This window comes from Amycolatopsis sp. CFH S0740 (assembly GCF_004522315.1).
In the GTDB taxonomy this organism is placed as follows: domain Bacteria; phylum Actinomycetota; class Actinomycetes; order Mycobacteriales; family Pseudonocardiaceae; genus Amycolatopsis; species Amycolatopsis nivea.
Genome location: NZ_SDLS01000013.1, coordinates 50,459 through 75,781, shown reverse-complemented (window position 1 = coordinate 75,781; position 25,323 = coordinate 50,459). Strand labels below are relative to the sequence as shown.

The window sequence follows — 25,323 nt, the reverse complement described above, 5'->3', positions numbered from 1 at the left end:
TCGCCCGACCCGCGCCTACGCACGCGGTCCAGCGGAACAAAGCGGCAACCGAGGGAGTCGAACCCTGCGCGGCTTGTGAAGGCGGCGCTCCTGACCGGCCCTGACCCTTCGGCGGGCGACGGCTGCCATGCATTGCGTGTACCCGTTTCAACGCCCGCCCCAGCATCAGAATTCCCGCTTCACCCGAACGGGGCCTGCTGGCAGGCTGGGCGCATGGACGATCTTCTCCTCCGCCGCGTCCGGGTCGGGTTGCAGGGGCCGCTGGCCGACGTTCGGGTGCGCGACGGTGTCGTATCGGCTGTCGAGGAACCGGGCGCTGGGACCGGGTTCGCCGCCCGCGTGCTCGACGGGCACGGCGGCACGCTTCTGCCCGGGCTCGTCGACGCGCACGCGCACCTCGTGCAGTGGGCCGGATTCCGCAGGCGCATCCCGCTGGACGGTGCGCGATCCGCGGTGGGCGCGGTCGAATTGCTGATGGAGAAGCTGCTCGGTGCTCCGGCGGGGGAGCTCGTCGTCGGCGTCGGGTTCCGGGACGGGCTCTGGCCGGACCGGCCGCACAAGGATCTGCTGCAGCGCGCGCTCCCGGGCCGCGCGGTGGCGTTGTTCAGCGCGGATTTGCATACGTTGTGGCTCAGCCCGGCCGCGTTGAAGCTGATCGGCCGTGAGCATCCGACCGGCGTCCTGCTGGAGAACGACTGCATGAGCGCCACGGCCGCGTTGCCGTCCGCGCCGGTCGAGGTTCAGGACGCTTGGGTTGCCGACGCGCTGGCTGCCGCCGCGAAGCGGGGCGTGACGTCGGTGGTCGACTACGAATACGCGGACACGGTCACGGATTGGACCCGGCGGGCGGCCACGGCAAAGCCAGCGACGAGGGTTTCCTGTGTGATCGCAAGGTATTTGCTGGACGAGACCATCCAAAGAGGACACCGGACCGGTGATGTGCTCGAAGCAGGCGAAGGACTGCTCACGGTCGGCCCGTTCAAGCTGTTCGTCGACGGTTCGCTCAACACCCGCACCGCTTACTGCCACGATTCGTACCCGGGATCCGGCGAAAACGGCCTGCTGGAGCTGCCGCCGGAGGAGTTGGTGCCGTTGATGCGCCGCGCGCACGAGCACGGGCTGATCCCGGCGGTGCACGCGATCGGCGATCACGCCAACACCATCGCGCTGGACGCGTTCGCCGAGGTCGGCTGCCCGGGCCGGATCGAGCACGCGCAGTTGCTGCGGCCCGAGGACGTGCCGAGGTTCGCCGCGCTCGGGCTGGTCGCGAGTGTGCAGCCCGCGCACCAGCCCGACGACCGCGACGTCGCCGACCGGCATTGGCACGGCCGCACCGACCGCGCGTACGCCTACCGCGCCCTGCTCGAATCCGGCGCCCGGCTGGAACTCGGCTCGGACGCGCCGGTCGCGCCGCTCGATCCGTGGGACGGGATCGCCGCCGCGGTCGGCCGGACCGACGACGAGCGGTCGCCGTGGCATCCCGAGCAGGCCATCCCGCTCGCCGACGCACTGGCCGCGTCCTCGGGCGGCCGCCGCGGCGTCCAGGTCGGCGACGTGGCCGATCTGGTGCTGACGGCGGCCGACCCGAGTGGACTGTCCACGAAGGAACTGCGGGAAATGCCGGTGTCCGCGACGATCGTGGCCGGGAGGCCGACGTATCTGGCCTAGACCGCGCGGGCGATGGCGATCGCGCCCTTGAGCCGTTCGCCCGCCTCGTAGAACATGTACTCCTTGCCGTTCATCGTGCCGAACGACGCGGCGGCGCACCGGCCGTTGTCCGGCGCGCCCGCGAGCGGAGCGTGGAAGACGCCGAGGTGCTCGCGTTTGCCGAAGTCGTTGCCGACCTCGGTGATCAGCATGTTCCCGCCGGCCTCGATGTTCTCGTGGTACACGACGTAGGTGGAATTGTTGCGCCGCACCACGGTCGGCGCGCCGATGTTGCTCGCGCCGACTTCTTCGGGACGGATCAGCGGCGTCTGCGAGAACGTCCAGTCGCGAGCGTCGGCCGACCAGCCCCATCCGATGCTGCGGTGGTTGGCGGTGGTGTTGATCATGAACACCATCACGTACTTCGCGCCGCGCGAAGGCAGGTCGTGCTCGAACACCTTGGCGTAGGAGGTTTCGGTGGTGCCCTTGGGCAGCATCGACGTCGACAGCACCGTTTTGTCGTAGGTGAAGTGGATCCCGTCCTTTGACCGCGCGAGGCGAGTCGTGGTGTTCTCGCCGTGGAAATACAGCCACAGTTCGCGGGTCTGCCCGTGCCACAGGACGAACGGCGACGACACGTGCGACACGTCGTAGTGCGGCTTCCAGACGTTCTTGACGATCGGGTTGCGCGGGTATTCGACGAACGGCCCTTCGAGACTGTCCGCATAGGACAGGCAGATGCCGCCCGGCGCGTCGTGCGGGGCGTAGTAGAGGTAATAGCGGCCGAGCGGGTTGGCGAGCTTGTCATAGACGCCGCGGATGCACGGGAAGATCACCTCGCGCCTCGCCGGCGGGTACTGCAGTTTGCTTTTGTCGAACGCGGTGCGCACGAAACGGTACTCCGGGAATCCGGCGGGCGCGGCGCTCGCGGTTCCGGTGCCGAGCAGGGGCAGCGCGGCCAGTGCGAAGCTCGCTCCGGCTGCGCCGCGCAGGGCGGTGCGGCGGGAAAGTTCGGTCATGCGGACGCTCCCTTTCATCGGCGGTTACCGGGAGCGACTCTTCGGGCGCCGCTGAGGCGCTGTCAAGGTGCTAATACGTATTAGTCCCTCACTCCGGCAAAACAGGACAGAAACATCCCGGAAGCCTTGACGGTGCCGGGCCCGGCGCAGATCCTCGCCTAATCCGCATTAGCGCTCCTCGGAGGTGACCCGTGCCCGGCCGCAACCGCATGCCTCGCCAAGCCGACATCGCCCGCATCGCCGGGGTGTCCCAGGCGACGGTTTCGGTCGTGCTGGCGGGCAACCGGACCGTGCGGATGGCCGAGTCGACCCGCAGCCGGGTGCTGCGGGTGGCCGAGGAACTGGGCTACGTGCCGAACCCGGCGGCCACCCGGCTCGCGTCGGCGCGGGCGAATCTGCTCGGGCTGTACACCTTCCGCACGGCGTTCCCGACCGACGAGGCCGACGCGTACCACCCGATTCTCTCCGGCGTCGAGGAGGAAGCCGCGGCGCTGGGCCAGGATCTGATCCTGTTCACCGGCACGAGCGGGCCGCACGCGCGGCAGGAGGAGGCGATCCGCCGGACGCGGATGGCCGACGGCTGCCTGTTTTTCGGCAGGCACGTCCCGGAGGGACCGGTTTCGCGGCTCATGGCGTCCGGGTTCCCGCTGGTCTACATCGGACGCCGGCCGGAACTGGACGGACAGATCCCGTACATCGGCGCGGATTACGTCACCGCTTCGGCGCAAGTACTGGAGCGGCTGATCGACCTCGGCCACCGGGAAATCCGGTACGTGCGGGAGGCGGACGAGGCACCGTCCTCTGCGGACCGTCAGCTCGGCGTGCTGCGCGCGGCTCCGGACACGAAGATCGTCCGGCTCAACGGAAAGCCGGTTCCGATCCGGAAATGGCTCGACGAAGGCGTCACCGCGGTGGTTGTGGAAGGAACCGACACCGGTGCCGCGCACCGTGCGGTGCGGGCCGCGATCGACCAGGCCGGACTGTCCACTCCGGACGACCTGTCCCTCGCGGTGCTGGGCGGGACGGCGGGGACGAGCGGATTCGAGGTCCCGATGCGGGAAATGGGCCGGTTGGCCGTGCGCCTGCTCGTGGACCTCGTCACCGAGAAGACGACCACGCGGCAGCAGCTGCTGTGGTGCCCACCGGTGGCCGGCGAGGACGTCGGCGCACCACGATCCGATTAGGACAGAGCAATGGCTGAACTCGGCACGGAGATCCTCGTCGCGGGCGGCGGGGTGGGCGGCGTCGCCGCCGCGCTGGCCGCCGCGTCGGCAGGACACCGCGTCGTGCTGACCGAGGAGACCGACTGGCTCGGCGGCCAGTTCACCGCGCAGGCGGTGCCCCCGGACGAGAATCCCTGGATCGAACAGTTCGGCGGCACCGCGACGTATCGCCGGTTCCGCGAAGGGGTGCGCGACTATTACCGGCGGCATTACCCGTTGCGGGCCGAAGCGGCCGCGCTCACCGACCTGAACCCCGGGGCGGGGCGGGTCAGCAAGCTGTGCCACGAGCCGCGCGTCGCGCTCGCGGTGCTGGAATCGATGCTGGCCCCGCATCGCTCGTCCGGCCGGCTGACTGTCCTTTTGCGACACCGGCCGGTCGCGGCGGACGTCACCGGCGACCGTGTCGAGGCGGTCACCTTCGAAGGGCCGGACGGGAACCGCACGACGGTTCGCGCCGAGTACACATTGGACGCCACCGAAAACGGCGACCTCTTGCCCCTCACTGGAACCGAGTTCGCGATCGGGGCCGAAGCGCAGTCCGAGCACGGCGAACCGCACGCGCCGGAGCAGGCCGACCCGGGCAACCTCCAGGGCATCACCTACTGCTTCGTGCTGTCCCATCACGCGGGCGAGGACCACACGATCGACCGGCCGGAACTGTACGGCGTCTGGAGCGAATACCAGCCGGACTTCTGGCCCGGCCCGCTGCTCGGGTTCCTCGCCCCGGATCCCCGGTCGCTGGAGCCGGTGCCGCGGACCTTCGACCCGAACCCGGAGACGGATCCGCTCGCGGTGAGCGCCGACCAGAGCGCCGACGCCGGGGACAAGGAATTGTGGGGGTTCCGGCGGATCCTCGCGCGCAAACTGCACCAGCCGGGTGCGTTCGATTCCGACCTCACCCTGGTCAACTGGCCGCTCAACGACTACTGGCTGCGGCCCGCGCTGGAGATCGACGGGGTCACGACCGCCGCGGACGTGGCCCGCGCGCACTACGAGGCAAAACAGCTTTCGCTGTCGGTGTTGTACTGGCTGCAGACCGAGGCACCACGGCTGGACGGCGGCACCGGTTTCCCCGGCCTGAAGCTGCGCCCGGACGTGGTCGGCACCGACGACGGGCTGGCGAAGTCCGCGTACGTGCGCGAAGCGAGGCGGATCCGGGCGGTCACCACGGTCGTCGAACAGGACGTGTCGCTCGACATCCTCGGCCCGACCGGCCGCAAGCGGCGCGAGGATTCGGTCGGGGTCGGCAGTTACCGGATCGACCTTCACCCGTCGACCGCCGGGGACAGTTACCTCGACGTGCCGAGCGTCCCCTTCGAACTGCCGTTGGGCGCGCTGCTGCCGCAGCGGATGCGCAACCTGTTGCCCGCGGGAAAGAACATCGGCACCACGCACATCACCAACGGCTGTCACCGGTTGCATCCGGTGGAGTGGAACGTCGGCGAGGTCGCCGGCCACCTCGCCGGTTTCGCGCTGCGCGAAGGGCTGCAGCCGCACCAAATCCGCGAGGACCGGTTCGACGAGTTCGCCCGCGTGCTGGACCGCGCCGGGGTCGAACGGCGCTGGCCCGACGTCCGCGGCTACTGATCACGATTTCCCTCAGGAGGTGCGGACAATGGCGTTCCATCCCGGTCCCGTGCGCGTCGGCATCGACGTCGGCGGCACGTTCACCGACGCCGTCGCCGTCGACGCGCGGACGTTCGAACTGCTCGGCCAGGTGAAAGTGCCGACCAGCCACGACCACGAAGACGGCGTCGCCCACGGCATTCTCGAAGCGCTGGAGAAACTGCGGGCGGAGGTCGGCGCGGAGGACGTGTCGTTCCTCGCGCACGGCACCACCCAGGCGACGAACGCGTTGCTGGAAGGCGACGTCGCCACCGTCGGCATCGCCGGCGTGGGCACCGGTTTCGACGCGTTCGCCACCCGGCGGCTCACTGCGCTCGGCAAAATGGAATTGGCTCCCGGGCGGCGGATGCCGGTGCGGTTCGCCCCAGTCGCCGACCTCTCGGCGGCCGGGGACGCGGTCGACGACCTGGTCAAACAGGGTGCCGAGGTGATCGTCGCCGTCGAACCGTTCAGCGTGGACGATCCCGAGGGCGAGCGGGCGGTGACAGCCGCGGCGAGGGAACGCGGAGTCCTCGCGACGGCTACGCACGAGATAACCGGGCTGTACGGGCTGACCAAACGAGCCCGGACGGCCGTGCTGAACGCCGGGATCATGCCACGGATGGTGTCCACCGCGGACGTGGTCGAGGCCAGTGTGCAGCGGGCCGGGATCACCGCGCCGCTGATGGTCGTGCGCGGTGACGGCGGGGTGATGTCGCTGCCGGAGATGCGTCGCCGTCCGTTGCTGACGGCGTTGTCCGGCCCGGCCGCAGGCGTGGCCGGCGCGTTGATGGGGGAGAAGCTCAGCGAGGGCGTTTTCCTGGAAACGGGCGGGACTTCTACGGACATCAGCGTGATCCGGCGTGGTCGCGTCCAGGTACGGCACGCACATCTCGGCGGGCACGAGACGTACCTGCCCGCGCTCGATGTGCGGACGGTCGGCATCGGCGGCGGCTCGCTGATCCGGTTCTCCGGGCGTGCGGTGACCGAGGTCGGGCCCCGCAGCGCGCACATCGCGGGGCTGCCGTACGCGTGTTTCGAGCCGGTTTCCGCGTTGGCGGGGGCGAAGCTGGTCACGGTGTCGCCGAGGCCGGACGACCCGTCGGACTACGTCGCACTGGAGCTGTCCGGCGGTCGTCAGTGCGCGCTGACGCTCACTTGCGCGGCCAACGCGCTCGGCGTGGTCCCGGATGACGCCTATGCGCTCGCCGAGCGTGAATCGGCACGGCTGGCGATGGAACCGCTGGCCGCGGCGCTGGGGGTGACGGTCGACGAGGCCGCGCGGACGGTGCTGGAGCAGGCGGTCAAACCCGTCCGGACGGTCGTGGACGGACTGGTCGCCGAATACCGGCTGAACCGGCCGACGCTCGTCGGCGGCGGTGGCGGAGCCGCGGCAGTCACGCCGTTCCTCGGCGCGCAATCCTCCCACGACTGGCGGATCGCCGCGCACGCCGAAGTGATCAGCCCGCTCGGTGCGGCGCTAGCGCTGGTGCGGGAATCGGTGGAACGGATCGTGCCGAGTCCGTCCAATGCGGACATTCTCGCCGTGCGCACCGAGGCGGAATCCGCCGTCGTGGCCCAAGGCGCGGATCCCGCGGGCGTCGAAGTGGACGTGACAGTGGACCCGCAGCGCAACCTGGTGCGTGCGGTCGCCACCGGGGCTACCGAACTGCGCACCAAGGATCGAGCCTCCACTGTGGACGAAACAGCGGTACGGGCCGAGGTCGCGCGCAGCATCGGGGTCCAGCCGGGCGAAGTGCGGGAACTGGACGGCACCGCGAGGCACCGCGTCTTCGGCGCGAAAGCGCGACGTGCGGGATTCCTCGGACGGTTCGCCCGGCCCGTCGAGCAGATGCGCGTGGTCGACGGCGAGGGGGTGATCCGGTTGCACGGCACCGGCTCGGTCATCGAGCACACGGACGCCGGCTCCGCGCAAGCGCGCCTGGCGACGCTGGCCGACCAGCACACCCGTTACGGCGACGGCGGTTCCCAGGCGCCGGCGGTGTGGCTGCTGGTCGGGCCGAAGATCGCGGACCTGTCCGGCGTGCTCGACCGGGACCAGCTGGTCGCGCTGGCCGGAGCCGAGGTCAAGACCCGAGCGGCGGACGAGCCGGTCGTCCTGATCCTGGAGGACCGCCGGTGAACACCGATCTGGACCTGGCCGTCGACCTGCTGCGCGCGACGCCCACCCACGAGAACCGCAGCGAGGACCAGCTCCGCGAATGGGCCGCGATCGCCCTCGCCTACGGCGACGAACTGGCCGCCGGAACCGACGAAGACGTGCACGTCGTGGAGCGCGAGGGAGGGGTTCGCCGCGACGAGATCCTGGTCGCCGAACACCACGGAGGCACCGTCACGGTGTACACGGATTCCTTGACCCGACTGGCAAAACTCGCCGCTGAGCACGGGTACCAAGTCTCGCGCGAAGCGTTGCGAAAGGCTGCCGTCGCCCACGAGACGGCCCACCACCGCCTCGACGTCCGCGAGCTGAACCGGCGGCTCGGCCACACCGCGCTGCGGCTCGGCCCGTTCCGCGTGCGCGGCCACGTCGCCGGGGCCGAAGAGATCGCCGCACACCGCTTCGCCCACCGCCGCAGCGGCTTGAGCGTCAGCCCGCTGCTGCTCACCACCGCACTCGCGGGAGGGAACTGACCATGGGTATCGCGATTCTGGTCCTGATGGCGGTGGGGGTGGTGCTGATGCTCACCCGGGTGCTGCCGACGGCGTTCGCACTGGTGTTCCTCGCGATCGGCATCTCGCTGCTCGCCGGCGCGCCGCTGGCCGAGGGGAAGAACAGCATCCTCGCCGGCGTCCTGCAAACGGGCGCCGCGGCGTTGGCGTCCACGATGATCGCCGTCCTGCTCGGCTCGTGGCTCGGTACGCTGATGGACGAAACCGGCATCGCCGGCACGCTGGTGCGCAAGATCGTCGAATTCGGCGGCGAACGGCCGTCTGTGGTGGCGCTCGGCGTGTTCGCGGTGTCGATCCTGTGCGGCAGCATCACCGGCTCGGCCCCCGCCGCGATGCTCGCCGGGGTGGTCGGCATCCCGGCGATGATCGCGGTCGGCGTGCGCCCGGTCGCCGCGGGCGGCACCGTCCTGATGGGCATTTCCGCGGGCTCGCCGCTGGAACTTCCGGTGTGGCAGTTCCTCTCCGACGCACTGGGCGCGCCGGTCGCCGACGTCAAGTCCATCATGATCAAACTGTTCCCGATGGCGCTGATAGTCGGCATCGTCTACGTCCTCGTCCAGACCCGCCGCGGCGCGCGGCATGCGTGGGCGGTGAAACTCGACCGGCCGAAGGCGCGCGTCCGGCGCGGCGACGCGCCCTGGTACGCGCTGCTCACGCCGTTGCTGCCGATCGTGCTGGCGCTCGGGTTCGCGGTGCCGATCGTCCCGTCGTTGCTGGCCGGAGTGCTGTACGGGCTGGTCGCCACCACGAAATGGGGCGAGCTCAATGGCCGCGCGCTGCGTTCGCTGTACAAGGCGTTCGACGTCGCCGCCCCGCCGATCGCGCTGTTCGTCGCGATCGGGATGCTGCTCGCGGCGGTGAAACTTCCCGGCGCCAAGAACGCGCTGACGCCGATCGTGTCGGCGATCAGCCCGTCCGGCGCGGTCTGGTTCGTGGTGGTCTTCGTGCTTCTCGTGCCGCTGTGCCTGTTCCGCGGGCCGCTCAACGTGTTCGGCCTCGGCGCGGGCGTCGCGGGCGTGCTCGTGACCGGCGGCATCTACCCGCTGCCCGCCGTGGTCGGGCTGATGGCGTCGTACAACCAGGTGTTCGGCGTGTCCGACCCGACCAGCACCCAGACGGTGTGGGCCGCGCAGTACTCCGGCGTGCGCCCGGAGCGGGCGATGGCCTCGACGCTGCCCTACACCTGGGTGGTCGCGCTCGGCGGCATGGTGCTCACCGCCGTGCTGTACCTGTGAATCACTTCCCGTGCGGGTCCGCGGCGTTGAGCATCGCCACCACCTGGTGGTAGTCGCCGCGGGCCTCGCCGTGGCGGAGGAACTTGACGTTCTCGACCTGGATCTCAGTCGCGTCCGGCTGGGTTTCGAGCAGCGTCATGACCTCGGCGACGAAGGCGTCCAGCGGCATCGCGAACTCGCTTTCCTCCTGACCGGGCAGGAGCGCGGTGCGCACGGACGGCGGCTCCAGTTCGACGACCTTCACCGAGGTGTCGGCCAGTTGCAGCCGCAGCGATTCGCTGAGCATGTGGATCGCGGCCTTCGACGCGTTGTAGCTCGGCGTGGCCTTCAGCGGCGCGAAGGCGAGGCCGGACGAAACGGTCAGGATGGTGGCGTCTCGACGCGTTTGCAGGTGCTCGACGAACGCGGCGATGAGCCGGATCGGGCCGAGGACGTTGGTGGTCACGGTCGCTTCCGCGCTGTCCACAAAGGACTCCGGGTGGTGCCAGTCCTCGACGCGCATGATGCCTGCCATCGGCACGAGCACGTTGAGGTCCGGATGCTTCGCGAGCACCTCCTTGGCCGCGGCTTCGATGCTCGCCGGATCGGTGGTGTCGATCTGGACGGTGTCGAGACCGGGGTGGTCGGCGGCGATCTGCGCGAGCAGTTCGCTGCGCCGCCCGCCGACGATGACGGTGTTGCCCTTCGCCCGCAGTTCGAGGGCGAGAGCGAGTCCGATGCCGCTGGTCGAGCCGGGGATGAAGACGGTGTTTCCGGTGATGTTCATGCCACTGAGTTTCGGCCGCCCGGCGTCGCGGCGGCAGAGAGCGCATATCGGGGGATCGGCGATCCCTGGCTGAGGCGCCGGACCGAGCCGATACTGGACCCATGGATCGAGCTGAGCTGGCTGCCTTCCTCCGCAGCCGTCGCGAGGGATTGCGGCCCGAGGACGTCGGGCTGCCCGCGGGCGCGCGACGGCGGGCAGCGGGACTGCGGCGGGAGGAGGTCGCGGCGCTGGCGGCGATGTCCACCGACTACTACACGCGGCTGGAGCAGCAACGCGGACCGCAGCCGAGCGAGCAGATGCTGGCCGCGCTGGCCAGGGCGTTGCGGCTCACCGACGACGAGCGCGACTACCTGTTCCACCTCGCGGGCCGCAACGCCCCGTCGCCGATCGTCGCGGCCACGCACGTCGCGCCCGCGCTGATGCGGGTCCTCGACCGGCTGTCGGACACGCCCGCGCTCATCCTGTCGAACCTCGGCGAAGTGCTGGTGCAGAACCGGTTCGCGGAGGCGTTGTACGGGGACCGCTCGCAGTACACGGGTCTGGCGCGCAGCGAGATCTACCGGTGGTTCACCGACCCGGACGAGCGGCTCGTCTATCCGGCGCACGACCGGGACCGGCAAAGCCGTGCGCTGGTGGCGAACCTGCGGGTCGTGCACGGGTCGATGGGGCCGCGATCGCGGGCGGGCGAACTGGTGCGCGCGTTGACCCGGGAGAGCCCGGAGTTCGCGCGAATCTGGGAAGAACACCAAGTGGCGAAAAGGTTCGAGGACCACAAGGTGCTCGTGCATCCGCAGCTCGGCGAGATCGAGGTGGACTGCCAGGTGCTGTTCACCGAGGACCAGTCGCAGGCGTTGCTCGTGCTGACCGCGCCGCCGCGCAGCGAGGCGTTCGAGAAGATCCAGCTGCTCGGCGTGCTGGGGAACGAGCAGTTCGCCGGTTAACGCGGCAGCGGGCCGGTGTAGGCGTCGCGGGCCTTCTCGACGGCGGGCAGATGCTCGTCCGTCCATTCGGCGAGCGCGGCGAAAACCGGCGACAGGCTCCGGCCGAGTTCGGTGATCTCGTACTCGACGCGCGGCGGCACCTCGGCGTAATAGCGCCTCTCCACCAAGCCGTCGCGCTCGAGCTGCCGAAGCCGTTGCGTGAGGACCTTCCCGGTCGCGCCGAGCCGCCGTTCCAGTTCCACGAACCGCACCGGACCGGATTGGCTGAGCGTCCACAGGATCGGGGTCGTCCACCGGCTGAACAGCAGGTCGACGGCAGGGCTGATCCGGCACGCGGCGAGCGGATCGGCCCCGGTCTGCGCGGTGGTGGTCATGCGGCTCCAATACTTTCCCTGGGGAACCTACTGTACGGCGGCTTTTAGCCTCGCTGTGTCGCTTTCGACCCCTAGCTGAGGAGCAAGTCATGATCGTCGTCACCGGTGCCACGGGCAACGTCGGCCGCATGCTGGTCGAGTCCCTGACCGAAGCCGGGCACGCCGTGACCGCCGTTTCCCGCGGCGTGACGTCCCCGCCGCCGTCGCGGCCCGGCGTGACCCCGATGGTCGCGGACCTGGCGGACGCGGGCAGCCTGGTCCCTGCGCTGAAGGGCGCGGAGGCGCTGTATCTGCTGGTCTCCGGCGCGGGCGCGCACGTCGATGGGGAAGCTGTCCTGCGGGCCGCCGCCGACGCTGGCGTCTCGCGGGTCGTCCTGCAGTCGTCGCAGGCCGCGGGAACCCGGCCGGACGCGGTTTCGCACGCGCCGCTCGCCGCGTTGGAGGAGGCGGTGCGGTCTTCCGGTCTGGAGTGGACAGTCCTTCGCCCCGGCGGGTTCACCACCAACACCTTCGCGTGGATCCCGACGATTCGGGCCCAGCGCAAGGTTTTCTCGCCGTTCGGCGACGTCGCGCTCCCGGCCGTGGACCCGCTCGACATCGCCGAAGTCGCCGCGGCCGCGCTGATCGGGGACGGTCATGCCGGACAGACTTATGTCCTTACTGGACCGGAGGCGACGAGCCCGCGACAGCGCGCGGAGATCCTCGGTGCTGCCCTCGGCGAGCCGCTGGAATTCGTCGAGCTTGACCGTGCACAGGCACGCGAGCAGATGGTGCAGCAGATGCCGGAACCGGTCGCCGACGGCACGCTCGACATCCTGGGCCAGCCGCTTCCGGAGGAGCTCCGCAGCAGCCCCGATGTCGAGAAGGTGCTCGGCCGTCCGGCGACTTCGTTCGCTTCCTGGGCCAGCCGCAGCGTCGACGCGTTCCGGTGATCAGAAGTCGCGCGAGTGCAGGAGGGAGCGCACGCGGAGTTGCCGGCGGGGCTCGTGGCGACGCAGCCCGTCGACGACCACGGCGACGCCGATCCACGTCGCCCCGGCGTCGGCGACCAGGGCTTGTGCGGCGAAGGCTTGGCCGCCGGTGTCGATCCAGTCGTCCACGAACAGCGCACGGTCGCCCGCTTGGAGCAGACTGCGGCGGAAGCCGAGCCGAAGGTGCCGGTCCTGGTAATCCGGCGGCGAGGTGCGCTGGAACCACCGGTCCGAATCGCAGGTCGGGTACCGGTTCTTGCGCACCTCGACGAAGCCCGCGCCGAATTCCACCGCGACCAGCGGACCGAGCAGGCACCCGCGGGATTCGGGGCCCAGCACGACATTCGGCTGCTCGTCGGCGAACAGCCCGGCGAGCGCCGGACCCAGTTCGCGCAGCAGTCCGGGCGCACGCCACCACCCCGTCGGGTCGGGGAAGCGGTGGCGGTCCGGCCCGTCCCCGAGCAAGACGGTGGCTTCGCGGATCCGGTCCGCCACAGTGCTCGTGCGCATGCGTCGATGGTCGCAGCGGCGTCCGCCCGAAGCGAGCGAATTACGGCTTGCGCGCCGCTCCGGCCAGGATCACCGAATGCGCCGGCGTCTCGAACTCCACCTGCGGCGCGCCCTCGCCGGACTCCTCCGGATGCCACGACGGCGTCCAGGTGAGCCCCGGTTCGAGCATCTCGAAAGACCCGAACAGTGCCTGGATCTCCTCGCGCGAACGCCAGATCACCGGGCTGCTCGACCGGTCGTACAGCTGCTTCAGCTCGACCAGCCCGGCGTCCACGTCGGGGGGAACGCCCTGGTCGGTGATGTGCGAGATGCCGAGGAACGAGCCCGGGGCGAGCAGATCGCGGTAGCGCGCGACGATGGACGGCCCGAGGTCCTCGGTGCCGCCGCTGTCCTCGGCGGGCGGCTGCTGGACGTGCAGCACCGCGATCAGCAGCAGCGCGAGCGGTTTCTCGACGTCGATCACGCCGGTCGCCGCGATCTGCTCCCACAGCCGTTCCGGGTCGCGCATGTCGGCGTGGATCACCGCGTGCCGGTCGAGGTCGCCCGACTCGCGGAGCAGGGTTTCCGAATGCGCGACCGCGACCGGTTCATAGTCGACGTAGCAGACGTGGCTCTCGCCCGGCGCGAGTTCGTCGGCGACCTGGTGCGCGTGGCCCATGGTCGGCACGCCGGAGCCGATGTCGACGAACTGCCGCACGCCCTTTTTGACGAGGTGCCGCACGAGCCGGTGCAGGAACAGCCGGTTGGCCTTCGCGATGGGGCGGATCAGCGGGAACTCGCGGATCACCTCGTCGGCGAACTCCCGGTCGATCGTCCAGTTGGTGGTGCCGCCGAGGTAGTAGTCGTACACCCGCGCGACGCTCGGGTGGTCGAGGTCGACCCCGGGAGGCGGGAAGGGTTCGTCGGCCACCGGTGGCTGTTCCTTTCGTTCGGGACTGCGGGTCAGCGGACGGGCGTCGCGCAGCGGCTCGCCCATTCCTTCAGGTACTGCAGGGACTGGTCGCGCGACAGGGTGGCGGCGAGCTGGGCTTCCCACGACTCCTCGTAGGAGGCGAACTCGTCCTGCCCCTGCGGCACGGTGATGAGCTTGACTTTGCTTTCCTGGTAAGCGAAATCGGGCAGGTCGGGATGGCCGAAGCGGAGGATGGTGAAGTCCTCGTCCGGGTAGGCGGCCGCGTCGCGCGGGAGGATCCGGACCTCGGCGAAGGGATGCGTCTCGACGATCCGGATCATGTGCTCGAGCTGATCGGTGGCGATGCTGGCCTTGGTGCCGTAGACGAGTTTCTCGATGCAGCTGTACTCCAGCATGAAGACCGTCCGCGGACCCGGGCAGGCGTCGAAAAGCCGTTGCCGCGCCTTGCGTTCGGCGACCCGGTCGGTGACCCGCTCCTGGCGGCTGGCCTGGAATTGCGCGAGCATGTAATACTCCGATTGGAGCAGTCCCGGGATGCGATTCCCGGTCCAGCTGAGGATTTCCGCCGCCGCCTGCTCGCGTTCCAGGATCTCGCGGAACCACTGCGGCGTGATCATCCTCCGCTCGGCGCGGCGCGCGGACGGATCGTTGGCCTGGTTGAGTTCCCGCAGCTGATCGGCCTCGGCGGGCGGGACGGCCAGCACCTCGATGATCCGCTCGAGGTCGTCGGGCCGGGTGCCCGCCTTGCCGGACTCGATCTTCTGGATCTTGGGCTGCTTGCAGCCGATCCCGTCGGCGAGGTCGACCTGGGTCAGCCCGCGAGCGGTGCGCCACTTGAGGATCCGGGACCCCAGCCGGGAACGCTGGGTCCGCAGAGACGGCGGGGGCTGCCGGATCGGGGTGGTCACCAGGGGCTCCGTCATTTCGTCCAGGGGCCGATGTGAGAACCTCCGATGATAATGCGCCGACCCGGCGGGCAATACTCCGGGTCGGCGCCTTTTTCGCAAGGTTCCCGGCGTTTTCGGCAGAGCTGCGTTGTCGTGCCTGGTCAGCCGTCGAATTCCCCGCGCCGCACGGCCTCGACGAACCGCGCCCACTCGCCCCGGTCGAAGACCAGGACGGGAGAGTCGCCGATCTTGCTGTCCCGCACCCCGACCAGCCCGTGCTCGGCCAGGTTCACTTCGACGCAGTTGCCGGAATTAGGCCCGCAAGCAGCGGGTTTCCGCCAGGCGTGGTCCGGGAAGCGCGCCGCGGGCCCGGCCGCCGGGGCGTGGGTCGGGTGCTGCTCGTGCTCGTGCGGGTCGTAGGCGTCCACTGCAACCCCTCGTTTTCTCGTTTTCGATGAGTGAATGGAATATTCCGCGAAGTACGGAATGTGTTCGGAATATTCCTGAGGGTAGTGGCCTGGTGGATCAATGGCGCGGTGTGCGGCGGGGATTTCACCTGAATGGACACTTCTCGTGCATTGGGTGGTGCTTTCGCACGTGCAATTTCGGGTTGTTGTTGTGGATTTCGTTGTTGAGGTGGGGTGGGGGTGCTTTTTTCGTGGTTTTTGGCGGAGTGGAGGGGGTTGGGTGTCTGCAGTTGATGACAGGTGGGGGCGGTTGAGGGACTGAGGTGTTCGGTGGAGTCCTGTTTGCGCCACTTCGGGCGGTTTCCCTGGGGTGCGGGGCCAGCGGGACCGGGATCGTGGGGCCGAGCCGAGCTCGCGTAATCCCGAAGCGGCAGCGATCTCGGCCGCCGAGCCGTCACCCGTCGCCAGCACTCGGCGCGACCCCAGAGTCAATCCCGGAACGGCAACCTCGTCTCCCGGTGCCCGGCCCTGCCCGGCCGGGCACCGGGAGCGCAGAACGCGGGCAGCCTGAGCCGCCGCCGGCGTCCGCTTCGAGGGTGGTCAGGTGCCCCGGTTCGCGGTGTGCCGCTTGTGCAGCACGGCACCGGCGACGTGGACGAGGGCGACTCCGCTCGCGGTAGCCAGACCGGCCAGCACGCCGGCGGTCGCGAAGACGATCGCGGTCGCCCCGGCGAGCAGCACCAGCAGGAGCGCGATCAGCTGCCACGGCTGAGTCCCGCCGTCCCGCTGGGCGGCCAGTTCGACCGCCGTCCGCGCGGTCTTCCACGACGGGTAGGCCGGTCTCGTAGTCGGCCGCGGCGACGGTACGACCGGGGCTGGCTGGGCCATGCCCGGTTCGTGAAACGTCACGGTCACCCGGCCGGGGCGTTGACTCACGGCAACGGCATACGGTCTGTCGCCGCGGATGTCCGGTTTTTCTGTCCGACGGCATGCCTGGCCTGCATTTTCCGCGCCAGGAACGGTCATTGCGCTTCCTTTCTTCTCCGCCGGAAAAGTGCCGGAACACAGTTCCCAGCCCGCCCTCGAGGGGAACTGGTTCCGGCGGCCGCGGCGGGCGTCCCGGGTATGGAATATTCCACCCTTTTAACCCCTCCTGCCTGCGGTGATGCCATCTTTGCATGCCCGTTGCCGATCGCGCTAACCCGGGGCGGAAAATTCTTCGCCGAAGCCGCCGTTCGTGGTGTTTGCGGAACGGGTATTCGCGATCTGCCGGACTATTCCAGGTGTTATCTGTCCGCACATATTCGACCCGATCGGATGAATGTGCGCCGAGGTCCACTTTGGGGTTCGCCACCTTGATCAACCCGGCGAACGCGAGGGGTGCGCTGCTACGGTGAGTGTCCGTCGCAGATGGGGGAGGGCATGGACGTACGGACCCCGGCTCGCGAGGAACGCGCCGACTTCGCGGACTTCCTCGAGACGCTCACGCCAGAGCAGTGGGACCAGCCGACACTGTGCGCGGGCTGGAACGTTCGCTCGGTCGTCGCGCACGTCGTGAGCTACGACGAACTAGGCGGACGCCAGCTGGCGCAGCGGCTCGCCCGCGCGAGGCTGTCGCTGAGCCGGGCCAACGAAATCGGCCTCGCCGAATACCGGGTGCGCGCGCCGGAGGAGTTGATCGGCGTCATGCGTCGACACCCGCAGCCGGGACGGCTCCTGGGGAAATTCGGCGGGATGATCGGGTTTCTCGACGGTTTGATCCATCAACAGGACATCCGCCGCCCGCTCGGGCTGCCGAGGACGATCCCGGCGGCGCGGTTGCGCCGGGCGCTGGACCTGTCGCTGCGAGCTCCGCCGATCGGGGTGTCGCGCCGGCTGACCGGTCTGCGCGCGGTCGCGACCGACCTGGACTGGACGTCCGGGACCGGCATCGAAGTCCGCGGCCCGGCGGAGGCTTTGCTGCTCGCGCTGGCAGGCCGTCGCGCGGCGGCGGACGATCTGAGCGGCCCGGGTCTCGACGTGCTGATCAGCCGCACCACCGTGGCTTGATCCGGCTGGCGTATCCACGCTGCATGACCGCGAGGCCGCTTCCGGCGTGCCGATCAGACTCCGCTGCTGTGACGCCTTGCGCTACGGCCCTGGCCCAGACACGGCTCCCGGCGTCCTGATCGAACCCACCATCGTGTCGTGATCGAGCCCGCATCCTGGCAATTCGCGCCACGGTCGTGTGACAACCCGCGCGCGGGGGTTGCGTATGCGCTTGGCGACAGCAGTCATAGCGGCGACCGCACTCCGGAAAGCGAGGTGATGCCCGCGCGGACGCTCGCCGCCTTCCCCCTCGCGGCGCCCGTGACTGCTGCCGCGCCTCGCATCGCTGAAGCAGCACGGGCACCGTAACGCTCGCGGCGGCGTCCGCCCTCCCGGGGGTGTCACCATCTGGTGACACCTAACCCGGCGGTAACCCGCGCTCGTTCCCCGGCGTGCGCGGAAAGCCCTGGTGGCTAAGGGGAAATCCCGGTTCCGATGATCACCCGGAACGGGGGCTTGCGTTACGCGGCGGCGACATCGGAAATAGGACTCCAAGCACCACAAGGGGAGGAGTCCGGTGTTCAGATGGCAGCAGGCGGAAGGAAAACGGCACGCGCTGGACGGGCCGTTCGCGCCGCGACCCGGGGAAACGTTCACCGCACTGTGCGGAGCCGAAGTCACGGTCGCCCGCAGCGACGTGCCACAGCTCGGCGGCCACTGGTTCGATCCGACGTGCTCTGACTGCGCGGAGGAATGGCTCCGCCAGGAGGGGCAGGCCCGCTCGAGCGAAGAACGGTGCCTGGTGTGAACAGCGCGATGCCGGTCTTGCGCGTGCGGTTCGCGGCGGGGCTGGATTTGGTGTGTGTGGTGCGAGCGGCATTGCGGTCGGGAGCGGCCGAAGCATCGAGCATGGCATCGACGCGCAGGGACGCTGGTGTCCGGTGCGGGGGCGGTGCAGCACGAGGCGGCCTGGCATTCGCTGGGGACAGCGCATGACCGGCCACTGGAGCAGACTGCCCGAGCAGCGCACGTCGGCAGTAGGGCTCACTGGCCCCGAGCTGGTTACCTGGATCCGGGACCTCCAAGCCACCCTGGCGTTGGATCTCGGGTTCCTGACCCGCGCCCTCGACGAACGATATCCGCGACCGGACGCGGTGCGGGATCTCGGCGAGCGCCTTCTCGACCTCGGGCGGGCCTTGATCCGGCGGGCCGATCACCTCAACGAGATCGTCCTGGCGAGCCTGCCCGCGCACGGCTGGCTGCCGCAGGCGGGTGCGCCGGAGAACGCGGCTCGGCTGGCGCATCAGGTCGGGCGGCGTCCGTTGCGGTGCGGGCCGGTGTATCTCGGGTTGTGCGGGGCCGCGTGTTATCCGGTGTTCGGGCAGGATCCGCACGATCACACGAAACGGTACGCGCGCTGCGCGGACTGCCAGAGCAAGGGCGGTGCGGCCATGCTTCGCGGGTGAAGAGGCGCCACCGCAGCGGGACTGGTGAGCCACGGCGGGCGCGAGCCGGAGCAGTCCGGCCTGCGGCCGAAGCAGGGCGCGGACGGGGAACACCCCAGCCAGGGGCCAAAGGAGGGCGCGAGCCGGAGCAACCCGGCCTGCGGCGGCCGCAGGGCGCGAGCCGGAGTAACCCGGTCCGCGGCCGAAGCAGGGGCACGAGCCGGAACAGCCCGGCCACCGGAGGAAGCAGGGTACGAACCGGAACACCCCGGCCAGCGGTCAAAGCAGGGCACGCAAACCGGATCACCCAGCCGAAACCAGGCCGTCAACCCAGCATGTCCCGGGGTTTTCCGGTTTCCTGTACCGATGAGCGAGGAGACCTCCACCCGTTCCACCGAGCGGCTGTTCAAGATCGCGATCACGCTGAAGGGCCTCGACGGGGGCCTTCAGCTGATCGGGGCGCTGATCCTGGCGTTCATCCCCGCGACGGTCGTCACGGGGTTCGTCAACGCGGTCATCACCCGCGACCTGCTGGGCGACCCCTCCGGCACGCTGGCACGGCATCTGGAAACCGCTGCCGAGCATTTCGCCGGAGGGGGGACCAAGACGTTCGCCGTCATCTACCTGCTGGCGCACGGGTTGCTCAAGCTCGCCCTCGTGTGGGCGCTCGCGCGCAAGTGGGTCCGCGCGTATCCGGTCGCGATGCTCGTGCTCGCGGCGTTCGTCGTGTACGAGATTTACCGCGCCTTCGAAACGCACTCCATCGCGCTGCCGTTCTTCGCGGCACTCGACGCGGTGATCATCGTGCTCGTCTACCGCGAGTACCGGGCCCTCAAACGGGAGCGTGCTTAGGCGGCGGTGTGCAGCCTCTCCGTGACCAGCGCGGCCACGTCAGGGGCTTCCACGAACAGCGCCGTCGCGTTGTCGCGGCCGCCCAGGGCGATGGCGGTGGCGACCAGCGCTGAGGCGCCGCGGGCCGGGTCGGCGAGGATTTCGTCGATCGTGGCGGGCGTGAGGACCTTGTGCACGCCGTCGCTGGTGAGCAGGAGGCCGCCGCTCAGGGATTCCGTCGTGCCGATCTCCTCGGGCTTCGTCGTGCGGACGCTCGTGGTGACCAGGTGCTCCATCCGCGGCGAGTACGGCTGGTGCCGCGAGCGGAAGTACTCCGCCATCGTGTGGTCCCGCGTCAGCTTGTGGATCATCGACCCGTCCCACGCATACGCTCGCGCGTCGCCGACCCAGGCGATCCGGTATCCGCCGGCGAACGGCATGGCCACCACCAGGACGGCGTCGCCGGTGCCGCCCAGCCGGTGAACTGCTTGCTGGGCGGCCAAAACCGCCTTGACCGGACCGGCTTCGACGGGAGTCCGCGCGGCGGCCGCGGCGGCGACCTGGGCGGCTCGCCCGGCGCCGGGGTCGTCCCCGACGCCGTCGGCGAGTGCGAAGGTGATTCCGCGCGCCCCGGCAGCCGCGTAGGCGCTCACCGCGTCGGCATTGCGCTCGCGCGGGCCCTGCTCGCTCGCGGTGTGCCAGCGTGGGTATGCGGCCATCGTGACCTCCCGGACGTTCGCGGCGGATGACTCTCCGTGCTTTCCAGAATGCGCCTCGTTCCTGGGAGGAGGCTGAGGATTTCCCGACTTACCGGGTGAGCTGGTAGACAGTTTCGCCACCGACCGTGGTCGCGGTGAAGTTCGCGGCCACCCACTCGGAGATGTCGTTCGACCCGCCGCCGGGACCGCCGCCCCGGCCGCCGTCCACGTAGTACGCCACTTCGCCCGCCGCGACGTACTGCTTGAACTGCTCCAGCGTCGGGGCCGGATCGCTGCCGTCCCAGCCGCCGATGCCCATCACCGACTTGCCGCTCGCCAGCTCCAGGCTCGCCGCCGACTGCGATCCGGTCGTCGCGGCGGCCCACTTCGTCGTCGTGCCGCCCAGCAACTGGCCGACGGAACCGTTGGCCTCGTCCATCCCGCCGCCGAAACCGCCGCCCATTCCGCTGCTCCGAGGACCCGAAGTCGGGATAGAACCGCTGTGCGGCAAGGAAACCGTCTCCGCGGCGTATCCGGCGGTGCCGACCCCGAGCGTCAGGACGATCGCCGCCGCGAGGCCGATCAAGACGGTCCGCGTCCGCGGCACCCCGACCACCACGATGGTGCTCACGAGCAACCCCAGCACCACGATCACCCAGCGCAGCGCGGGCACCCAGTCCGGCGTCCGGTCGAGCAGGATGAAGTCCCACACCGCGGTCGCCGCGATCATCCCGCCCAGCACCGTCCGCGGCGCGGTGTGCGCCCGGCCGCGCCACAGCGCGTGCCCGGAAATCGCGACCAGCGCGGAGATCGCGGGCGCGAGCTGCACCGCGTAGTACGGGTGCACGGTGCCGCTCATGAAGCTGAACACCAGCCCGGTCACCAGCAGCCATCCGCCCCAGACCAGCAGCGACGCCCGGGTACGGTCGGTGCGCGCGGCCCGCCGGGTGAACCACAGCCCGGCCGCCAGGCCGATCAGCGCGGCCGGCAGCAGCCACGAGACCTCCGTGCCGAAGCTCGCGCCGAACATCCGCCCGAGACCGGAGCTGCCGCCGAACGCGGTGTTCCCGCCGCCCTGGCCGCCCATGCCGCCGCCGTTGCCCTGCCCGCCGAAGATCCGGCCGAGCCCGTTGTATCCGAGTGCCAACTCCAACAGGCTGTTCCCGGTCGACCCGCCGATGTACGGCCGCGAAGCCGAAGGCCAGAGCTCCACCAGCGCCACGAACCAGCCCGCCGACACGATCACCGCGAGCCCGGCGTAAACCAAGTGCAGCAACCGTTTCCCGAGCCCGGTCGGCGCGGCGATCAGATAAGCCAGCGCGAACGCGGGCAGCACGAGGAACGCCTGCATCATCTTCGTCAGGAAGCCGAAACCGATTGCCACGCCAGCGAAAGCGAGCCATCGAGGGCTGGCTTTTTCGATCGCCCGCACCGTGCAGTACGCACCGGCGATCAGCAACAGCGTGAGCAGCGCGTCCGGGTTGTTGAAGCGGAACATCAGTGCGGCGACCGGCGTCAGCGCGAGCATCGCCCCGGCCAGCAATCCCGGCAGCGGTCCGGAAACCCGGCGGACAGTCAGGTACAGCAACCCGACCGACCCGACGCCCATCAGCGCCTGCGGAGCGAGCACCGTGAAGCTCGAGAACCCGAAGATGCGGGCGAAAGCTGTCCCCACCCACAACGCGGCAGGCGGTTTGTCGACAGTGATCACGTTCCCGGCGTCCAACGAGCCGAACAGCCACGCCTTCATGCTCTGCGTGCCCGATTGCACGGCCGCGGCGTAGAACGAGTTGCCGAACCCGGAAGCGGTCAAGTCCCAGAAGTACAGGACAGCGGTGAGCGCCAGGAGTCCGAACACCGACGGGCGGACCCAGCGAGGTTTCGCGCGGTCCGGCGCGTCCGGGACGGCAGGCCGGGCGGACAGGACAGTGCTCAAGACGACTCCTCGGTAGCGGTACGGCGCGGATTGAAGACCCACCCCCGCAGCAGCAGGAAACGCAGCACCGTGGCGGCGAGGTTCGCCAGCACGAGCACGGTCGTCTCCAGGACGAGCCCGGGATGGGTGGTGTGGTTGAGCAGGGCGAGCGAACCGCTGGTCAGCGCCAGCCCGAGGCCGAACACGATGAGCCCCTCGAACTGGTGCCGCCCGGCTCCGGCCCGGCCGCGGACGCCGAACGTCACCCGCCGGTTCACCGCGGTGTTCGCGACGGCGGTGACGAGCAGCGCGGTGAAGTTGGCCGCCTGCGCGCCGACCATGGTCCGCAGCAGCAGGAAAAGCAGCAGGTACGCGACGGTGCTGGCGATGCCGACCGCCGCGAACCGCACGAGTTGTTTGACCAGGCTCGGGGACACTCCGGGGGCCTCCACGCCGATCGGTTCGCGGCCGAGCTGTTCGCGCAGCCGGTGCACGGGGATCTCACCGGTGAGGGTCGCGCGGGTGACCCTGGCGATGCCTTTGAGGTCCGCGGTGGCGGTCGCGATGAGGTCGACCGACGAGTCCGGGTCGTCGACCCAGTCCACCGGCACCTCGTGGATCCGCAGCCCGGAGCGCTGGGCGAGCACGAGCAGTTCGGTGTCGAAGAACCAGCCGGTGTCGCGGACGTGGGGGAGCAGCGCGCGGGCGACGTCGGCGCGGATCGCCTTGAACCCGCATTGCGCGTCGGAGAATCTCGCCGCGAGCGTGCCGCGGAGGATCAGGTTGTAGCAGCGGGAGATGAACTCTCGCTTCGGCCCGCGGACCACGCGGGCGCCGCGGGCGAGGCGGCTGCCGATCGCGACGTCCGAATGTCCGGACAGCAGCGGGGCTACGAGCGGGTCGAGCGCGGCGAGGTCGGTGGACAGGTCCACGTCCATGTAGGCCAGCACGGCGGCGTCCGAGGCGGACCAGACGGCTTGCAGTGCGCGGCCGCGGCCCTTCTCGTCGAGGTGGTGCACTTCGACTTCAGGGAACTCGCGGGCCAGTTCTTCGGCTACGGCAAGGGTTTTGTCGGTGCTCGCGTTGTCCGCGACGGTGATCCGGTACGGATAGCCGGCGCGTTCGGCGAGGTGCGCCCGCAGTCTGCGGATGCACGGTTCGAGGTCGGCTTCCTCGTTGTAGACCGGGATGACGACGTCGAGCACGGGATGCGGGCCGCCGAGGCCGACCGGAGTCGTCCCGGGCCGCGGGGCGCCGCTGCGGGAGGGGGCGGTGGCGTTCATGAGTTCACCGTCGTCCGCCGGGCTTTGGCCACGTTGTGGTGTTCCTGTGCCTGCGCTGTGCGACGTACGCCCGCTCGGGTGATCTTGGCCGCACGGCACGGAATCAGGCAGTCAGGTCATAGACGCTGACACCGTCCACTGTGGTCATCCGGTAGTTCTCGGCCACCCACTGGACGATCCGGGCGGCCGCGTCGCTTCCGCTGCCGGACCCGCGCATCGTCATGCCGTCGCCGAGGAAGTAGCGGATCTGGCCTTGCCGGACGTACTGCTCGAACTGCGCGAGCGTCGGATACGGGTCGGTGCCGTTGAATCCGCCCACCGCGAGCACAGGTTCGCCGCTGCCGAGCTGGTATCCGGCGGCGTTGTTGGACCCGACGGTCGCCGCGGCCCACCGGTGGTCGCCGGACTGCCGCAGCAGTGCCGTCAGATTCGCGCCGGGCAGGGTGGTGCCGAGGAGTCCGCCGCCACCGCCGAACATTTGCCGGGTATTCGGTCCGGCGGACGGAATCGCGCCGCTGTGCGGAGTCGCCGCGGTGGCGAGGCAGTACGCGCCGGTTCCGGTGAGCAGCACGACCAATCCCAGCACCGCGGCGATCCGGCCGAAGTGCTGAACGAAAAACAGGGCGATAGCCGCCAAAAGCCCGAGAACGAGCACGGTCGCGGCAAGCCACGGTTGCCAAGAGCCGTCCAACAGCAGATAACTCGTTACCGTCGTCAGTGCGATTCCGCCGCTCAAAAGCCCGACTGCGGCCGGATTGCCGCGGATCCGCCACAACTGGACGGCGGCGGTCCCGACGAGCGCGGCGATCGCCGGGGCGAGTGCGACGGTGTAGTAGGGGTGGATGATCCCGCCCATGAAGCTGAACACCGCGGCGGTCACGATGAGCCAACCGCCCCAGAGCACCAGCGAAGCGCGACTGCGGTCGGTGCGCGGCGCGTAACGGGTGAACCAGAGACCAGCGCCGAGTCCGAGCACCGCGGCGGGCAGCAGCCACGCGATACCACCCGCCATCTCGCTGCCGAACAACCGGAACAGCCCGGTGCTGCCCCAACCGCCGCCCGGACTTCCGCCGACACTGCCGGTCTCGTCGCCGGTGATGCGGCCGAAACCATTGTAGCCCAAGGTGAGTTCGAGCAGGCTGTTGTTCTGCGACCCGCCGATGTACGGCCGGTCCGCGGCTGGCCACAACGCCACGACCGCGAGATACCAGCCTGCCGAAACCACGACCGAGCCCAGTCCGGCGAGCAGATGCAGCAGACGCTTGCCGAGGGTGATCGGTGCGGCGACGAGGTACGCGAGGGCGAAGGCGGGCAGGACGAGGAAAGCTTGCAGCATCTTGGCGAGGAAGCCGAATCCGATTGCCACGCCAGCGAAAACCAGCCATCGAGGGCTGGCCTTCTCGATTGCCCGCACCGTGCAGTAAGCAGCGGCGATCAGCAATAGCACCAGCAATGCGTCTGGGTTGTTGAAGCGGAAAATCAGCGCCGCAGCCGGGGTGACGGTGAGTACTGCGCCAGCGAGCAATCCCGCAGCCGCGCCGGAAGTACGCCGCACAGTCGCGTACAGCAGCCACGTGGAGCCGACACCCATTAACGCTTGCGGCACCAGGATGCTCCACGCGTTCACGCCGAACAGCCGTGCGGACAGGCTCATGACCCAGAGCGCGGCTGGCGTCTTGTCCACAGTGATGCCGTTGGCCGCGTCGGTGGAGCCGAAGAACAACGCCTTCCAACTCTGCGATCCGGCTTGCGCGGCGGCGGAGTAGAACGCGTTGGCCCAGCCGGAAGCGCTGAGATCCCACAGATACAGCGCGGCCGTGGCGACGAGCAGCAGCACGAGGGACGGGCGCACCCACCTCGGTTCGGAGCGCTGTACCGGTGCGGCGGGAACGGCGGAATGGGTCGCGACTGCGGTCATGCGGCCAGCCTCGCGG

24 protein-coding genes are annotated in these 25,323 nt (G+C 69.7%); 12 read left to right on the top strand and 12 right to left on the bottom strand.

The features are described 5' to 3' along the window. Positions 1 to 213: 213 nt before the first annotated feature. On the top strand, positions 214 to 1,668 hold the full coding sequence (locus tag EIZ45_RS22410) for an amidohydrolase (protein WP_134663084.1): 1,455 nt from the start codon (positions 214 to 216) through the stop codon (positions 1,666 to 1,668). On the opposite strand, the gene EIZ45_RS22405 is transcribed toward EIZ45_RS22410, so the two are convergent. Next, positions 1,665 to 2,666 (bottom strand): hypothetical protein, encoded by a 1,002-nt coding sequence (locus EIZ45_RS22405; RefSeq protein ID WP_134663083.1) that lies wholly within the window; start codon positions 2,664 to 2,666, stop codon positions 1,665 to 1,667. The genes EIZ45_RS22410 and EIZ45_RS22405 overlap by 4 nt on opposite strands. A 191-nt stretch (positions 2,667 to 2,857) precedes the next feature. On the opposite strand from EIZ45_RS22405, the gene EIZ45_RS22400 reads away from it, so the two are divergent. The 5 genes from EIZ45_RS22400 to EIZ45_RS22380 are packed head-to-tail and all read left to right on the top strand — an operon-like array spanning position 2,858 to position 9,420. Continuing rightward, positions 2,858 to 3,850: a LacI family DNA-binding transcriptional regulator gene (locus EIZ45_RS22400; RefSeq protein WP_240690630.1), complete on the top strand. Its 993-nt coding sequence runs from the start codon at positions 2,858 to 2,860 to the stop codon at positions 3,848 to 3,850. A gap of 9 nt (positions 3,851 to 3,859) precedes the next feature. Further along, on the top strand, positions 3,860 to 5,476 hold the full coding sequence (locus tag EIZ45_RS22395) for an FAD-dependent oxidoreductase (protein ID WP_134663082.1): 1,617 nt from the start codon (positions 3,860 to 3,862) through the stop codon (positions 5,474 to 5,476). A 28-nt stretch (positions 5,477 to 5,504) separates the two neighbouring features. After that, complete coding sequence (locus tag EIZ45_RS22390) at positions 5,505 to 7,637, top strand: hydantoinase/oxoprolinase family protein (protein WP_134663081.1); 2,133 nt, start codon at positions 5,505 to 5,507, stop codon at positions 7,635 to 7,637. Continuing rightward, positions 7,634 to 8,146, top strand: a complete 513-nt coding sequence (locus EIZ45_RS22385) for a hypothetical protein (RefSeq protein WP_134663080.1) — start codon at positions 7,634 to 7,636, stop codon at positions 8,144 to 8,146. Before EIZ45_RS22390 ends, EIZ45_RS22385 begins: the two co-directional genes overlap by 4 nt. A 2-nt stretch (positions 8,147 to 8,148) precedes the next feature. Then, the gene (locus EIZ45_RS22380; RefSeq protein ID WP_037813899.1) at positions 8,149 to 9,420 is read left to right on the top strand and encodes a transporter; all 1,272 of its coding nucleotides are present in this window, start codon (positions 8,149 to 8,151) and stop codon (positions 9,418 to 9,420) included. 1 nt (position 9,421) lies between these two features. Here EIZ45_RS22380 and EIZ45_RS22375 read toward each other — a convergent pair whose 3' ends face one another. Continuing rightward, positions 9,422 to 10,186: an SDR family oxidoreductase gene (locus tag EIZ45_RS22375; RefSeq protein WP_134663079.1), complete on the bottom strand. Its 765-nt coding sequence runs from the start codon at positions 10,184 to 10,186 to the stop codon at positions 9,422 to 9,424. 101 nt (positions 10,187 to 10,287) lie between these two features. Here EIZ45_RS22375 and EIZ45_RS22370 point away from each other — a divergent pair, with 101 nt between their 5' ends. Beyond that, positions 10,288 to 11,127, top strand: a complete 840-nt coding sequence (locus EIZ45_RS22370) for a helix-turn-helix domain-containing protein (protein WP_134663078.1) — start codon at positions 10,288 to 10,290, stop codon at positions 11,125 to 11,127. Here EIZ45_RS22370 and EIZ45_RS22365 read toward each other — a convergent pair. Further along, complete coding sequence (locus tag EIZ45_RS22365; protein WP_134663077.1) at positions 11,124 to 11,501, bottom strand: helix-turn-helix domain-containing protein; 378 nt, start codon at positions 11,499 to 11,501, stop codon at positions 11,124 to 11,126. The two genes, EIZ45_RS22370 and EIZ45_RS22365, sit on opposite strands and share 4 nt — an antisense overlap. An 89-nt stretch (positions 11,502 to 11,590) precedes the next feature. Between EIZ45_RS22365 and EIZ45_RS22360 the strand changes: the two genes are divergently transcribed. Then, a complete protein-coding gene (locus EIZ45_RS22360) occupies positions 11,591 to 12,433 on the top strand; it encodes an NAD(P)H-binding protein (RefSeq protein ID WP_134663076.1) in 843 nt (280 codons plus the stop codon). Here the strand turns inward: EIZ45_RS22360 and EIZ45_RS22355 are convergent, their stop codons facing one another. The 5 genes from EIZ45_RS22355 to EIZ45_RS22335 form a co-directional block, all read right to left on the bottom strand. Next, positions 12,434 to 12,982, bottom strand: a complete 549-nt coding sequence (locus EIZ45_RS22355) for a phosphoribosyltransferase family protein (protein WP_134663075.1) — start codon at positions 12,980 to 12,982, stop codon at positions 12,434 to 12,436. Between the two features lie 40 nt (positions 12,983 to 13,022). After that, positions 13,023 to 13,892, bottom strand: a complete 870-nt coding sequence (locus EIZ45_RS22350) for an SAM-dependent methyltransferase (RefSeq protein WP_037814214.1) — start codon at positions 13,890 to 13,892, stop codon at positions 13,023 to 13,025. 32 nt (positions 13,893 to 13,924) lie between these two features. After that, the gene (locus EIZ45_RS22345; protein WP_240690629.1) at positions 13,925 to 14,803 is read right to left on the bottom strand and encodes a helix-turn-helix transcriptional regulator; all 879 of its coding nucleotides are present in this window, start codon (positions 14,801 to 14,803) and stop codon (positions 13,925 to 13,927) included. A 140-nt stretch (positions 14,804 to 14,943) separates the two neighbouring features. Continuing rightward, the gene (locus EIZ45_RS22340; protein ID WP_043828224.1) at positions 14,944 to 15,210 is read right to left on the bottom strand and encodes a DUF397 domain-containing protein; all 267 of its coding nucleotides are present in this window, start codon (positions 15,208 to 15,210) and stop codon (positions 14,944 to 14,946) included. A gap of 579 nt (positions 15,211 to 15,789) precedes the next feature. Further along, positions 15,790 to 16,125, bottom strand: coding sequence for a hypothetical protein (locus tag EIZ45_RS22335; RefSeq protein ID WP_134663073.1), 336 nt, complete (start codon positions 16,123 to 16,125; stop codon positions 15,790 to 15,792). A gap of 486 nt (positions 16,126 to 16,611) precedes the next feature. Here EIZ45_RS22335 and EIZ45_RS22330 point away from each other — a divergent pair, with 486 nt between their 5' ends. The 4 genes from EIZ45_RS22330 to EIZ45_RS22315 all read left to right on the top strand — a co-directional run bounded on the left by EIZ45_RS22330 (position 16,612) and on the right by EIZ45_RS22315 (position 19,514). Then, positions 16,612 to 17,238 carry a maleylpyruvate isomerase family mycothiol-dependent enzyme gene (locus EIZ45_RS22330; RefSeq protein ID WP_205669913.1) on the top strand — a complete coding sequence of 209 codons (627 nt, stop codon included), beginning with the start codon at positions 16,612 to 16,614 and terminating at the stop codon, positions 17,236 to 17,238. A 556-nt stretch (positions 17,239 to 17,794) separates the two neighbouring features. Next, entirely contained in the window at positions 17,795 to 18,025 is a 231-nt protein-coding gene (locus EIZ45_RS22325; protein WP_043828220.1) for a zinc finger protein, read from the top strand. Between the two features lie 184 nt (positions 18,026 to 18,209). After that, positions 18,210 to 18,683 carry a hypothetical protein gene (locus EIZ45_RS22320; RefSeq protein ID WP_134663071.1) on the top strand — a complete coding sequence of 158 codons (474 nt, stop codon included), beginning with the start codon at positions 18,210 to 18,212 and terminating at the stop codon, positions 18,681 to 18,683. A gap of 345 nt (positions 18,684 to 19,028) precedes the next feature. Further along, positions 19,029 to 19,514, top strand: a complete 486-nt coding sequence (locus tag EIZ45_RS22315) for a DUF2127 domain-containing protein (RefSeq protein ID WP_134663070.1) — start codon at positions 19,029 to 19,031, stop codon at positions 19,512 to 19,514. Here the strand turns inward: EIZ45_RS22315 and EIZ45_RS22310 are convergent. From EIZ45_RS22310 to EIZ45_RS22295, 4 genes are all read right to left on the bottom strand, one after another. After that, on the bottom strand, positions 19,511 to 20,212 hold the full coding sequence (locus EIZ45_RS22310) for a PP2C family serine/threonine-protein phosphatase (RefSeq protein ID WP_043828217.1): 702 nt from the start codon (positions 20,210 to 20,212) through the stop codon (positions 19,511 to 19,513). The two genes, EIZ45_RS22315 and EIZ45_RS22310, sit on opposite strands and share 4 nt — an antisense overlap. Before the next feature lie 88 nt (positions 20,213 to 20,300). Beyond that, complete coding sequence (locus EIZ45_RS22305) at positions 20,301 to 22,127, bottom strand: glycosyltransferase family 39 protein (RefSeq protein WP_134663069.1); 1,827 nt, start codon at positions 22,125 to 22,127, stop codon at positions 20,301 to 20,303. Next, positions 22,124 to 23,389 (bottom strand): bifunctional glycosyltransferase family 2/GtrA family protein, encoded by a 1,266-nt coding sequence (locus tag EIZ45_RS22300; RefSeq protein WP_134663068.1) that lies wholly within the window; start codon positions 23,387 to 23,389, stop codon positions 22,124 to 22,126. Before EIZ45_RS22300 ends, EIZ45_RS22305 begins: the two co-directional genes overlap by 4 nt. Positions 23,390 to 23,492: 103 nt before the next feature. Next, complete coding sequence (locus EIZ45_RS22295) at positions 23,493 to 25,307, bottom strand: glycosyltransferase family 39 protein (protein ID WP_134663067.1); 1,815 nt, start codon at positions 25,305 to 25,307, stop codon at positions 23,493 to 23,495. Between the last annotated feature and the right edge of the window lie 16 nt (positions 25,308 to 25,323).